The 12,360-nt window shown below is 60.2% G+C and carries 8 protein-coding genes and 1 pseudogene; 2 read left to right on the plus strand and 7 right to left on the minus strand.

Annotated features, from left to right (window positions below; translation table 11 throughout):
- Positions 1 to 29: 29 nt before the first annotated feature.
- From BTN45_RS22765 to BTN45_RS22790, 6 genes and pseudogenes are all read right to left on the minus strand, one after another.
- Positions 30 to 1,078 (minus strand): annotated as a pseudogene (locus tag BTN45_RS22765) (carbohydrate ABC transporter permease).
- 2 nt (positions 1,079 to 1,080) lie between these two features.
- Positions 1,081 to 2,076, minus strand: a complete 996-nt coding sequence (locus tag BTN45_RS22770; RefSeq protein WP_207591224.1) for a sugar ABC transporter permease — start codon at positions 2,074 to 2,076, stop codon at positions 1,081 to 1,083.
- Between the two features lies 1 nt (position 2,077).
- Positions 2,078 to 3,181 (minus strand): sn-glycerol-3-phosphate ABC transporter ATP-binding protein UgpC, encoded by a 1,104-nt coding sequence (ugpC, locus tag BTN45_RS22775; protein WP_207591226.1) that lies wholly within the window; start codon positions 3,179 to 3,181, stop codon positions 2,078 to 2,080.
- Positions 3,181 to 4,533, minus strand: a complete 1,353-nt coding sequence (locus tag BTN45_RS22780; RefSeq protein WP_207591228.1) for a glycoside hydrolase family 28 protein — start codon at positions 4,531 to 4,533, stop codon at positions 3,181 to 3,183. Before BTN45_RS22780 ends, ugpC begins: the two co-directional genes overlap by 1 nt.
- 5 nt (positions 4,534 to 4,538) lie before the next feature.
- Positions 4,539 to 5,633: a glycoside hydrolase family 105 protein gene (locus tag BTN45_RS22785; protein ID WP_207591230.1), complete on the minus strand. Its 1,095-nt coding sequence runs from the start codon at positions 5,631 to 5,633 to the stop codon at positions 4,539 to 4,541.
- Between the two features lie 13 nt (positions 5,634 to 5,646).
- Positions 5,647 to 8,169 carry a hypothetical protein gene (locus BTN45_RS22790; protein WP_207591232.1) on the minus strand — a complete coding sequence of 841 codons (2,523 nt, stop codon included), beginning with the start codon at positions 8,167 to 8,169 and terminating at the stop codon, positions 5,647 to 5,649.
- Positions 8,170 to 8,364: 195 nt separating this feature from the next.
- On the opposite strand from BTN45_RS22790, the gene BTN45_RS22795 reads away from it, so the two are divergent.
- Positions 8,365 to 9,645, plus strand: coding sequence for an ABC transporter substrate-binding protein (locus BTN45_RS22795; RefSeq protein WP_207591233.1), 1,281 nt, complete (start codon positions 8,365 to 8,367; stop codon positions 9,643 to 9,645).
- A 130-nt stretch (positions 9,646 to 9,775) separates the two neighbouring features.
- Here BTN45_RS22795 and BTN45_RS22800 read toward each other — a convergent pair whose 3' ends face one another.
- Positions 9,776 to 10,924 (minus strand): ROK family protein, encoded by a 1,149-nt coding sequence (locus tag BTN45_RS22800; protein WP_207591234.1) that lies wholly within the window; start codon positions 10,922 to 10,924, stop codon positions 9,776 to 9,778.
- A gap of 147 nt (positions 10,925 to 11,071) precedes the next feature.
- On the opposite strand from BTN45_RS22800, the gene BTN45_RS22805 reads away from it, so the two are divergent.
- Positions 11,072 to 12,301 carry an extracellular solute-binding protein gene (locus tag BTN45_RS22805; RefSeq protein ID WP_035208215.1) on the plus strand — a complete coding sequence of 410 codons (1,230 nt, stop codon included), beginning with the start codon at positions 11,072 to 11,074 and terminating at the stop codon, positions 12,299 to 12,301.
- The last annotated feature ends 59 nt before the right edge of the window (positions 12,302 to 12,360 follow it).

Raw genomic sequence — 12,360 nt, forward strand, 5'->3', positions numbered from 1 at the left:
GGCGTTCGTTGCGAATGCCTGCGAAGCCGCTATTTCATTCCCGTTCCGGCGATGCCTGTCGTGATGTAGCGCTGGAGGAACAGGAACACGACCGTGACGGGTGCCAGGCTGAGGAAGGTCATGGCGAGGATATAGTGCCATTGCACAGAGAACTCGCCCTGAAAGGCGTTCAACCCCACCTGCAGCGTGAAATTCTCACGGCTGCTGAGAACGATTAGCGGCCAGAGGAAGTCGTTCCAGCGCCACAAAACCGAGAATATGGCGAGAACCGCGAGCGCCGGGGCCGTCAGCGGCAGGATGATGCGCCAGAAGATGCGGAATTCGCTGGCGGCATCGACGCGCGCCGCCTCGATCAGTTCGTCGGGGATGGTCAGCATATATTGCCGGAGCAGAAAAAGCCTGTCGGTGTCGCGACGGTGGGAATGATGACACCCCAGAGATTATCGACGAGACCGACACCGACGATGACGAGATAGGCCGGCACCATGACGACGGTGAGCGGGATCATCAGCGTCGAGATGATCAGCACGAAGATCGCCTTTTCGCCACGGAAACGGTATTTGGAGAGCGCAAAGGCTGCCATGGCGTTGACGATCAGCGTCAGGACCGTTGCGACGACGGTGACGAAGACCGAGTTCTTGAGGAAGGTGAGGAAGCTGAACTGTGTCAGGGGATCGGTGAAGTTCTCCGTCGCGATGGTCAGCTTCTGAACCGGCGTTATTTCCCGTGTGTCGACGCTTGTTGGCGGGCCCGGATTGGCTGGGTCCACCATCTGGGCTTTGAGGCCGATGCGGCGGACCATGGCCATCTCACGCTCTGCGCCGTCGATGGTGGCCTTCCACAGGCTGAGCGGCCTGTCGTAGCCCTGAACCTCCACTTGCACGGCAGCGCGCGGCAGGAGGCTTGGCGGAAACCGCGTGATCTCGGCTTCCGGTTTCAGCGATGACATTGCGGCCCAGACAACCGGGATGAGGACGGCAAGTGTGCCGCCGATGAGCCAGACCCAGGAGAGGATATCGGTGAGGCCGATCCGGCCGGGACGGCGGGTGCGCGTGAGGAAAGAGACGGCATTGGACATGGTCAGGACTCCATCTTTTTGCCGAGACGCAATTGCACGAGGGTGAGCGCAAGAAGCACAAGGCCCATCAGCACCGATGCGGCGGATGCGAGGCCAAACAGCCTGAGATCGCTGCCGAAGGCCATCTGGTAGATATATTGCACCACAAACGTATTGGCCGTGCCTGGCCCGCCACCATTCGTCAAAACCCAGGCTTCATCAAATATCTGCACCGAGCGGATCATCAACAGGATGAGCACGACGAGCAGGTTGGGGCCGAGAAGCGGCAGGGTGATGCGCAAAAGCGTGCGCCGGGGCGAGGCGGCATCGATGGCGGCGGCTTCGTAGAGATCCTTCGGGATGGCCTGAAGGCCGGCGAGCAGGATCAGCGTATAAAAGCCCATGTGGAACCAGACCGAAACGACCACCACGAAAAAGCGCGACCAGCCGACATCCAGCAGGAAGATTTCCGGCGGCACGCCCAGCATCTGGAAGAAGGCGTTGAGCAGGCCGTTGCGGTCCAGAAACCATTTCCAGATGAGGCCGATGACGACGGGCGACAGCAGGACGGGATAAAAGAACATGGCGCGGAAGAAACCGCGCGCGGCTATCGCCCTGTTGAGGATGAGGGCGGTTACGAGCGCGACCAGCAACGTGGCGATGACATTCAAACCGACAAACCAAAGCGTGTTCCAGATTGCCGTCCAGAACAGCGATTCCCGGCAGCTTCCCGGGTCCATATAGCTCTGGCAATCCAGCAGCTTGCCGAAATTCTCCAAACCGACAAAGGGGCGGTCGGTGATCAAAAGTTCGGTGCCGCCGGTGAAGGCATAACCGACCGCAATCGCAATCGGCAGGAAGGTGAAGATGCCAAAAAGAACGAGGTTCGGCATCAGGAAGATATAGGGCATGCGCCTTTTGCCGATCAGCCGCTCGATGAAGTTGAGCGGCACTTCGGCAATCGCCATCACGGCGTCGAGCGCACGGTCGGACAGTCTCGCAAGCGTCGGATTGGCCATGCTACCCTCTCCCTTCGCCCGCAAGGCGCGGCAGCGCCAGTTCGGTGGCGGGATCGAAGACATGAACCTTCTCACGTGCCGGCATGATTTTGAGCACCGCGCCGGAGGCGGGCGCGAAATGGCCGGCCTGATGCACGATGATCTGGTCCTTCACACCCTTGATATTGCCGTAGAGATAGGTCTCGGTGCCCAGGCTTTCGTGGTATTGCACCTCGAAGGGCAGACCGTCATCCACGACGGTGAAATGCGAGGGTCGTATGCCCGCCAGAACCGCCTGCCCGGGACTGACGGTTGCGGGATCGACAAGGCAGGGGAGCGCCACGCCATGGCCGGCATCGATGGCAATGCTGCCGTCGCTGCCTTTGGTGATGGTGCCCTTGAGGATGTTCATGCGCGGCGAACCGAGGAAACCGGCGACGAAGAGATTGCGCGGATTATCGAAAAGCTCAAGCGGGCTGCCCACCTGTTCGATGCGCCCGGCGCGCAGCACGACGATCTTGTCGGCCATGGTCATGGCTTCCACCTGATCGTGGGTGACATAGATCATCGTCGTCTTGATATCGCGATGCAGCCGGGTGATTTCGGCGCGTGTCTGCACGCGCAGTGCGGCATCGAGGTTCGACAGCGGCTCGTCGAACAGGAAGATGTCAGGCTCGCGCACGATGGCGCGGCCGATGGCGACGCGCTGGCGCTGGCCGCCGGAAAGCTGTTTCGGCTTGCGGTCGAGATAGGGTTCGATGGCGAGCATACGCGCCGCCTCGTTGATGCGGTTTTCGATTTCCGACCGCTTGAAGCGCAGGTTTTCCAGGCCGAAGGCGAGGTTCTTGCGCACGCTCATATGCGGATAAAGCGCGTAGGACTGGAAGACCATGGCGATCTTGCGTTCTGCCGGCGACAGTGCGCTGACATCGCGATTTCCGATGGCGATGCTGCCAGATGTGACGTCCTCAAGACCGGCGATGATGCGCAGAAGCGTCGATTTTCCGCAGCCCGACGGGCCGACGAAAACGACGAATTCGCCGTTTTCGATCTGGAGATCGATATCATGCAGGACGTGAACGGCGCCGAACGCCTTGTTGAGGTTTTCGAGTTTCAGACTTCCCATCACCTGCTCCCTTCAACCGAGCTCGCCGTCGCGACGATCTCCTGGCTGTTCCAACCCTCGGGCAAGGGCATTGCTCTTTTGATGGCGACATCATCAGCCGAAAAACTGTGAACGCCCTCAAGATAGATCGCGGGCATGCCGCCCGGATAATCCTCCATACCGACGATCCGGCCATGTGCGTCCTGGGTCCAGGCATTGGCGCGGCCGGCCGCATCGGCGCTTGGCGCAATATCGGCATTGGTGGGACGCAGGTCATATTGCAGGCCGGTGCCGAGCTTGCCGGGTTCCTGCGCCAACGTGATGCGCGCAAGCCTGACATTGTGAATGCCGGCTGCCGAGGTGGATACGAGGTTGATTGCACCCTCCATCGAACCGCTCAAATCTTCGATAACAAGATTGTCCACCCTGCCTGCCTGCCGTTCGGGGCGGCGGTCAACGACAGTGACTGTCACGGCTTCGCCAGAGCCCCAGAAACCACCCGGCGTTTCATGGCACTCGGCCTCGATGCGTGAAAAGCGGATGTTGCGCATGGCGCCGCCATCACGGGAGAAAAGACCCATGCCGCGATTTGACTGCACCACCTTGCAGTCTTCGAACACCACATTGGTGAAATCGCCGAAGGATTCGGTGCCGAGCTTCAGCGCGCAGCTCATGCTGGAAACGGTGCAGCGGCGAACCGCGATACTGGCGCACACGCCCACTGCCTTGCCATCCGGCCCGGCACTGGTCTTGAGGCAGATGCCGTCATCCGCAGTCGAGATGAAGCAATCCTCGATCAGCGCACGACGGCAGGCATCGAGCACGATGCCGTCCGTATTGGGCAGGCGGCGGTCGTTTTCGATGCGCAGATTGCGGAAATGAAGGTCCTCGCAATCGACCATATGCAGCGTCCACATGGGGGAGCCACTGACGTTCAGGTTTTCAAGGCGCACGTTCCGGCAGGCTTCCAGCACCATCACGCGTGGGCGTTTTTTTGCCGGGATATAGGTGCCCATGGCCGTATCATCGCCAATGATGAAGTTCTCGCCGCCGGCCTCGATGCGGCCCGGACCGGTCACGGCGATATTGCTTGCGCCCTTGGCGGTGATCATGCCGCGATCGGAGTCTTCGGCAATCACTGAAACCCGGGTCAGTGCATAAGCGTCATAATCGGAAACGGGGGCGAGTACCGCGTCTGCGGCAAGGTGCAGTTCCACGCCGCTTTTGAGCCGGAGACCGGCGCTGACATGTCGTCCGGCCGAGAGAGAAACGCGCCCGCCGCCTGCTGATGACACGGCATCGATAGCCTGCTGGATGGTCGCCGTGGCATCGAGGCCACTGGCCGCAACTGTGATGTCCTGATTGATGTTCATGATGCTCACGATGCCTTTGGCCTTTTCAGAAAAACGTCGATCAGAAGCAGCATCGTCAGTGCCTGCCCGTAGGGCGTGGGCAGGTTGGGGATGCGGCGGTAAAAATCGAGATCGTGGCCCATCGGCGTGCCGTCGGAGACGCCGTGAACGACGCCTTCGTCATCGATATTGCCGAGCACCGCCTTCAGCGCGCGTTCCGCATGCGGACGGTTCTCTTCACCGAGAATGCCGGCCTCGATGCCGCGCAGAATGCCATAGGCGATGCCGGCCGTCGCCGACGTCTCGACCGGTGAGGTCGGGTCATCGAGCAGCGTATGAAACATGCCGTCTTCACGCTGATATTTTCTCAGCGACCGCGCCTGGCTTGAAAGCACATTGGCGAGGAAACGTTTGTCCTTCTGAGCAAGTGTCGGCACCAGTTCAAAGAGTTCGGGGATGGCGACAGTGATCCATGAATTGCCGCGCGCCCAGAAGGCATCCGCAAAATTGTGGCGGCCGTTGAAGGTCCAGCCGTGATACCAGAGCCCGGTGACGGGGTCGGAGAGATAGCGCGCATGGATCATGAACTGGTAGACGGCCTCGTCGATCCAGTCCTGCCGTTTGCAGACAACGCCGGCGCGGGCGAGGAACAGGCAGGCCATGAACAGCGTGTCGTCCCAGAGCTCCCCCTCATTGAGCCGTTCCTTGACGACATGCTGGAAGCCGCCATCTTCGGTTTTTGGCAATTCATGCACAAGCCAGTCGGCCCAATCTTCCACCAGCGCGCGGAAATCCGGCCGGTCGACATATTCTGTCAGGATGACGAGCGGCAGCATCGGTGCGGAGCTGTTGATCTGGCGCGGCGGCAGGCCACGGTCGATCTGCCAGCCGTACCATGTCACGAGGTCGTCCAATGCCTTCTGGTCGTTGGCGGCGAGCGCCCGGCGCAGGAAACCATAGAGGCCAACACCCACTTCCCAATCCCATTCATCGAACTGGATCTTGCCATCGGAACTGCCGCTGACCAGACCTTCCTGAATGCCTTTGAGGCGGCTGAAGGCGGCGGCGACATTGTCGATGGTCGTTCTGAGAGTGTCTTTTTCCATGCTTGGCTGGTTCATCTGTCAAATCCGCTTAGGAGTAGAAGGGTTTTGCGGCGCTGCCCGATGCGGGGTGGGCGCTGTCGAAGGTGATTTTCGGTTGCGGCTGGTCATGGTCGAAGGCCATGGCCTGTCCGCCGATAGTGAAGGCGCCGTCCCAGTTGAGAGTAAGTTCTGGCCCGCCGGGTGGCGTGACTGCGAGCAGTCGGCTTTCGGCATCGAAGGTGACCCGTGTGGCGAGAATTTTCGCGCGGAAGCCGGCGAAGGCTTGCGCGTCACCGCAGCCGATAACGCCGATCCAGCCGGCGCGGCGGCCGGGCGATCTAATCTCGCGGTTGGCGGTGGCACCAGAGGTGACGGGTTCAAGTCCGTTCGTCGCGTAAAGGGCCGCGAAGCCGCGGCCGGAACGGGTGATGAGCCAGTTGTCTTCCATCATCACCTCCTCCAGCCCGTCGCGGCCGAGATAGGCGTGGGTCCAGTCGTTGCGGTGATCTTCGGTATCGAAGATCAGCATCGCCAAATCGCGGTGCTGCGCTACGCGCGGCAGGATGCCACTCCCCGCCCAATAAGAGGGGCGCTGGCTGCCCCAGGGATCGTCTTCACCGGGATGATTGACCCACAGTCGCGCCATCGGGTGGCCGGCAATCTTGATATCAATGACGTGCTGCTGGTGACCCCTGCGGCCGGTCTTGTGATCGACAACGGTGGAAAGCTGGGCGGCCTCGTTCTTGAACAGCACGAGTTTGCCGGGCTCCAGCCCCTGGGCATACCGGGCTTCGACCACACGGCCGCTTTCCAGCTGGGAGAGGGCGGCAAGATGCGCCGGCGGCAGGTAATCTCCGCAGCAGAACATCGGCAGCGAGGCGACGCCGCTGTTGAGCCAGCCTTTCCCGAACGCGACCTCAGCAAAGGGCGCCAGTTCCGTCAGCGGCCCGGCGCGCAGCTCCTTGTCATAAGCCCGCCCTTGCGAACCGGAGGGAACGCCGCCCAGTGTATGCAGCGCGATCATCTCGAAAATGAGATCGAGCTGGTGGCGCGCGCGGGCGGCAAGTTCCGGCCCCGCCCAATGTTCGATGGCGAGAAGGCCGATGAAATCGACGGGGTAATAGGCGGCCGAATTCCACTCGGCCAACCCATGCGCCTCGACGCTGTCAAACCAGCGCTCCAGCCGCTCAGCTGCCAGAGCGGCCTGCTCGCGCCCGGTACGGTCGGACGCGGTGAAGGTGGCGTCCGGCAGATAGTCGCCGGCCAGCAGCTGGCTGGTGTGGAAGCAAAGGACGTGGTTTTCGCTCCAGAACCACATGACGTCATTGCCGGGCTCGTCTACCCAGTAGCGATAACCGAGGATCGAAGCATCGATCCGTGCCCGCATATCTGCAGGCAACCGGGCCCCATGAGCACGCACCAGCCACAGCAGCGGGATCATGATGAAATCCGAGCAGTCTTCGCGCCTGTCGATGGAGTGCAGCGTTGCATCGATGATGCCGCCGATCGTCTCGATGTCATCGCTGCCGGTGGCGACCATGGCAAGCGCGCGGCCGATGCGCCAGGCGCCGAAACGGGCGCTGAAGGAAAGCGCCGCCTTCTTCCGTTCATTGATGTCGTTAGAGGATGCTTCCGGCGCGATATCACGCATGAAGGCGGCGTCGATGACGCGGGTGACAGTGCCGGAACCCGATCCGAGGGTGATCCTGACGCCGTGATACCCGTCGGCAATGCCTATTGTTTCGGGGATCGTCAGTGAGGATTGCCCGGCTTTCAGCACCGTATCCACTTCCGCAAGCGCGGCGCGCTCATGGCCATGGCTTTTGACGGCGATGTGCACCGGCAGATCGCTTGCCGGCGCTGCGCCAAAGACGAGTTCGAGGGCGCTGCCAGAAAACACGTCGCGGGCAGGGTGCACGTCACGTACCAGCGCGGCCAGGCGCTTCGTCTCTTCCCGGTCGAGCGGCACCGGCAACACGACGGTGAGCGGCGCGGGATCAATAACCTCAAGTTCGAAGAACCAGATGATGTCTCGCTCCGCCAGATCCTCGCAGAGAAGCAGGACCTCGTTGTCACCGGCCGCAAGATCGAGCGCGATGTCACGGCTGCTTTCGACATTGCGGATAAAGGGTTCGAAACGGACCTGCTCGACGCCGCCTACCCAGATGCGAACGCCGCCACAGGTTCGCAGCCGGAAATGCGCTTTCCGTGCAGTCTCGCTGCGAAATGTGCCCTTCAGCCAGCGCTGCACATGGGTCGGAGCATGCCAGAAGCCGGTGAATTCGACGCGGCGATTGGAACCGGGCAGGTTGAGGTGGGAGACTGGCCAGCCGGTATCGGGGGCTATGTGGCGGCCAACCATGGTCTGCTGGAAGGCCTTGCGGCAGGGAAGGTCGCCGACATCGACAAAACCGTTGATGAAACGGTAGTTGACCCGATCTTCCGCCGGTGCCGGCGTGCCCGGAAACGATGTTTCCACGAGATCGGAGACGATCCAGGCGGTTACCGTCTCCCCGTCCGTGACGGTGTATGTGGGCTCCGACGTGTTCGCCGTAAATGGTCCATCCGGCATAATGGATCGCCTCCCGTCGATCGGTAATGAAATTATTTTCACAAAAATGTTTTTGCCTCTCGGCGTCGATTTGTGCAATTTCGCCAGAACAAACAGCTTGACGTTTATTCTGTCAAGCCGCAAAACATCACAAATCGAAGTAAGCAGAGGAGCTTTTATTCGATTTATGAAAATGTTTTCATTGGGAGGATGAGCATGATGAAATTGTTTTCGGGTGTCAGCGCCCTGGTATTTGCCTCTGTGGCCGGTCTTTCGGCCGCGCAGGCCGAGACCCGCACGATCACATTTCTTTTTACCGATGACGATCAGGGTTATGTGCAGCGCATGGCAGCGCTCAGCAAGGAGTTCGAGACGGCCAATCCCGGCGTGAAGATCAATTTCGTATCGTCGGGTTATGATGCCGTTTCTAAGCAGCTGCCAGTGCAGCTGGCGGTGGGCGAGGGCCCCGATATTGCCAAGATCACCGACTGGCAGCTCGCGCCCTATTATCTCGACATGCGGCCTTACATGAGGGATGCGGACGCCTTCGCGAAACTGCATGGTGCAAGCCTCGACCAGCTTCGCCTGCCCAATGTCAACGATCCGAAGTCGATCAATGGCTACATGGCGTCGCAGACGCTGAACCTGCCCTTCGTCAACAAGACGCTGTTCGAGCAAGCCGGGGAGCCCTTACCCGGCCCAACGGCGAAGTTGAGCGAGATCGTCGAGGCATCCGCCCGTGTCGCCAACGCGACGGGCGTGCAGATCCCCTTCACCATGGACCGGTCCGGCCACCGTTTCTCCGGCGGCGCCTTCTCTTACGGCTCGACTTATGTGAAGGACGGCAAGTTCAGCTTCCCTGATGATGCGGCGAAAAAATACATCGCCGATCTCTTCTCATGGACGCAAAACGGCAGCTTCCCCAGGGAAATGTGGGGTGCGGCCGGGGGTTCGCAGTACAAAAATATGGGTGACGAGTTCGTCAACGGCAATGTCGTGACGTATCTGGCCGGCAACTGGATGGTCAATCCGTTCCAGAACAAGATCGGCGACACCTTCGAATGGACCGCGATCAATGCTCCCTGCGGCGATGCGGGATGCTACGCGATGCCTGGTGGCACCGCGATCGTTGGCTTCAAGCGCACCAAATACCCTGAAGATGTGGCCCATTTCATCGAGTTCCTCGGCTCCGAAAAGGTTCAGCGGGAAATCGCTGAAAACTACGTCATCCTGACGGGCGCGGAGATTGCCGATCCGCAATACAAGCTGAAGAGCGAAAACGCCAAGGCGGCGATGCAGGTCTTCCTCGACAACAAAAAGAACGTGCCGCAGGCCGCGCGTGATTTCGAACGCGCCAAGGGTGGCAGCGCCATGTATCAACAGATCGTGCAGCGCATGAGCCAGCTTATCGTCGGTGAGTTGACGCTCGATCAGACCTACAAGGTTCTGGAAGATGACATCGCCAAGATCAACGAGGCGGTTGCGGTCAAGAAATAACAGGCATGCTCCGGTCTTGCCGGAGGGCTAAAGCCGTTAACGAGAATGCCCGGAGCCTCCGGGCATATCCGCATCTCTCGGGCGATTTAATCGCCGCATGGTTGAACGGATACCGGGCGAACCACCCACATCAAACGAAAAAGCGTACACGGAGCGGCAGCAGTGCTGCGCCGATTGCGGAGGGATCACCCACGGTTTCGCTGAGAACCAGCTTTGCCTCCTTCGGGCCGACGCCATAACGGTGCTCGCGCTGGGAAGGCATGTGTGTGCGGTCGATCATCATCTGGCCAAGTGCGCGCGGCAATTGTCCGCCGAAGACGATGGCCTGGGGATCGAGGACTGCGATAAGGCTCGCCACCAGCCTGTCCACCTGCGGCATGGTCTCGTCCAGCCATTCCTCAACGCCCGGCCATGCGGGGTCGAACTGCTGATAGAGTGGTTCGATCGAATGAATGTCGACGCCGTTTTTCTGCAGGGTGGCGATCAGATATTGCAGGGCCGGCCGTTTGGGCGATTCATCCGGGCTGTATATGCCGCTGAATTCGCCGGCATTGCCATGGAAGCCGTAGAACGGTTGCCCGCCGAGGATCAAGCCGCCGCCGAAGCCGTAATTGAAGGACAGATAGGCGAAGGTCTGGCACCAGGAACCGACACCCCGAAGGCTTTCGCCGATCGCGCCTGTGGTGGCGTTGTTCTCCAGCCAGACAGGCAGTTGGAACCGTTTCTCAAGGATAGGCTTCAGGTCCATCAGCGACCAGTCGCGAAGAGGTTCAGGCGCGTTGAAGGCGCGGTCCTCCGACACGAAAAAGCCGGACATGGAAAAACCGAGACCAAGTAGTCGTTCGCGCGGAATGCCGTGTTCCGCCAGCAGCCGTTCGAGCGCCAACGCCAAGGCCGCGAGCGTCTCTTCCCGGTCCTCCGGAAGCATGTCAAGCTTTTCCTCGACAATGACATCGCAACGGAAATCGGCGATGCAGATCACCACGGAGTCGGTGTTGATGGAAATGCCAAGCGAATAGGCCGCTTCCGGCACGAGTTCGATGGTCGGGCTCGGCTGGCCGCGTGTGCCCTTGAGCGGTGCGCCGGTACGCAGAAGCCCGCGCTCCAGCAGGCCGTCAATCAGCCGGTGTACCGATTGCTGCGTAAGGTTCGTGTGACCGGTGATCGAGGCGCGGGCAATGGGGCTTTGGCGGCGCACGATATCCAGAATGAGACGCTCGTTTTCGCTGGCAAGCGGCTGACGGTCGAAGGTTTGGTGCGGCGTCTGATCTGTTGTCATGGCCATTTGGATAACGGCTGTGCGAGGCCGCGGCAACATGGAGCATCGGTTTGCGACAGCATTTTTCACTGGACTGTCACAAATATTACACTTAAAGTGTATTAATAAGGAGCTGGTTAACAACGGGTCCTCAGGAGGAACCATTCAATGCGCATGAAATTTCTTGCGATCGCCGCGTTTGCGCTGGCGACGACGGCAGCGCCATGCCTATCGGCTGACAGCAACATGAAAAACCTCGACTTCGATCTGTCCAAGGTCACGCGCGACAATTTCTACGACGTCGTCGTTCCCGTCGCCAAAACCGAAGGCACGGTGACGATGTATAATTTCGCCGGCAGTTTTGCCGATACGTGGAAGGAACTGATTACCCGTTTCGAAGCCAAATATGGCATCAAGGTTGCCTATAGCGACGTGAAGGGCGATCAGGCGAACCAGCAGCTCATCGCGGTACAGGCGGCAGGGCAGGATTCGCCCGTCGACGCTTATTTCGCCGGTGGCGGCAGCTATCCGCTGCTCTCTGCCAAGGACGTCGTCGGCAATATTGCGCTCACGAAAATCCTGCCGAACATGGCCAACTACAATCCGGAAATGGCTGAAACCATCTTCGGCAAGGCGCATGGCGGCAGCTTCCCGCTGGTGCACCTCAACCAGACCGCGATCGGTTATGACTCGGCCTTCGTGAAGGCCGAAGACGTGCCGAGGAGCTTCGAGGACCTTCTCGTCTGGGCTGAAAAAAACCCCAAGCGGCTTGGCGTCACCCTGCCGGCCAAGGGCGGCTCGGGCGGCGGCTTTATCTATTCCGTGGCACTCAATTATCTGACCGGCGACTGCCGCAAGCAATTGACGGATTATAACCAGACGCTTCAGCAGGCTGAAGACTGGGCAATGGAGTCAGAGTGCCTTACGCCCGTCTGGGACTACTACCGCCGTCTTCTGGCCGTGGCCGAACTGACCAACGGTAATGCCGATACGCTCAACCTCATCAACAACCAGCAGCTATACATGGGCACAGTCTGGGAAGACCAGGTCATGAGCTTCCTCGGCACCAAGCAGTTGCCCGACAGCTTCCGCGTCACACTTCTGGAAAAGGGCCAGGTCGGCTCGGGCGACGCCATGTTCGTGCCGGCCAATGCCAAGAACGTCGCCGCCGCGCTGCTTCTGATCGACATGGCGATGAGCAAGGAATTCCAGCTCTGGAAGCTGGAAAACAAGGCTTCCCGCTCTCCGCGCGCCGATGTCACCAATGATCTGATGCCGAAGGCCGTGCAGGACCATGTGTTGCAGCAGAGCGTCTATCCGCGCCTGTCGATGCCGGCTTTCTGGGACATGTCGACTGCGCTTGCCGAAGCGCTCGATGAAAAAGTCCTCAACCAGTAACGCCGGCAGGATTGGTGGACCGTGCGGCCGCAAGCGGCATGCACGGTCCGGATATCCTT

Origin of the sequence: Rhizobium sp. ZX09, from assembly GCF_017357485.1 — a bacterium.
In the GTDB taxonomy this organism is placed as follows: domain Bacteria; phylum Pseudomonadota; class Alphaproteobacteria; order Rhizobiales; family Rhizobiaceae; genus Agrobacterium; species Agrobacterium pusense.

Excerpts from the sequence above, each read along its gene's own strand:
- BTN45_RS22805 (WP_035208215.1), top strand. The coding sequence starts at position 11,072 with ATGCGCATGAAATTTCTTGCGATCGCCGCGTTTGCGCTGGCGACGACG.
- BTN45_RS22790 (WP_207591232.1), bottom strand. The coding sequence starts at position 8,169 with ATGCCGGATGGACCATTTACGGCGAACACGTCGGAGCCCACATACACC.
- ugpC (WP_207591226.1), bottom strand. The coding sequence starts at position 3,181 with ATGGGAAGTCTGAAACTCGAAAACCTCAACAAGGCGTTCGGCGCCGTT.
- BTN45_RS22800 (WP_207591234.1), bottom strand. The coding sequence starts at position 10,924 with ATGACAACAGATCAGACGCCGCACCAAACCTTCGACCGTCAGCCGCTT.
- BTN45_RS22785 (WP_207591230.1), bottom strand. The coding sequence starts at position 5,633 with ATGAACCAGCCAAGCATGGAAAAAGACACTCTCAGAACGACCATCGAC.
- BTN45_RS22770 (WP_207591224.1), bottom strand. The coding sequence starts at position 2,076 with ATGGCCAATCCGACGCTTGCGAGACTGTCCGACCGTGCGCTCGACGCC.
- BTN45_RS22780 (WP_207591228.1), bottom strand. The coding sequence starts at position 4,533 with ATGAACATCAATCAGGACATCACAGTTGCGGCCAGTGGCCTCGATGCC.
- BTN45_RS22795 (WP_207591233.1), top strand. The coding sequence starts at position 8,365 with ATGATGAAATTGTTTTCGGGTGTCAGCGCCCTGGTATTTGCCTCTGTG.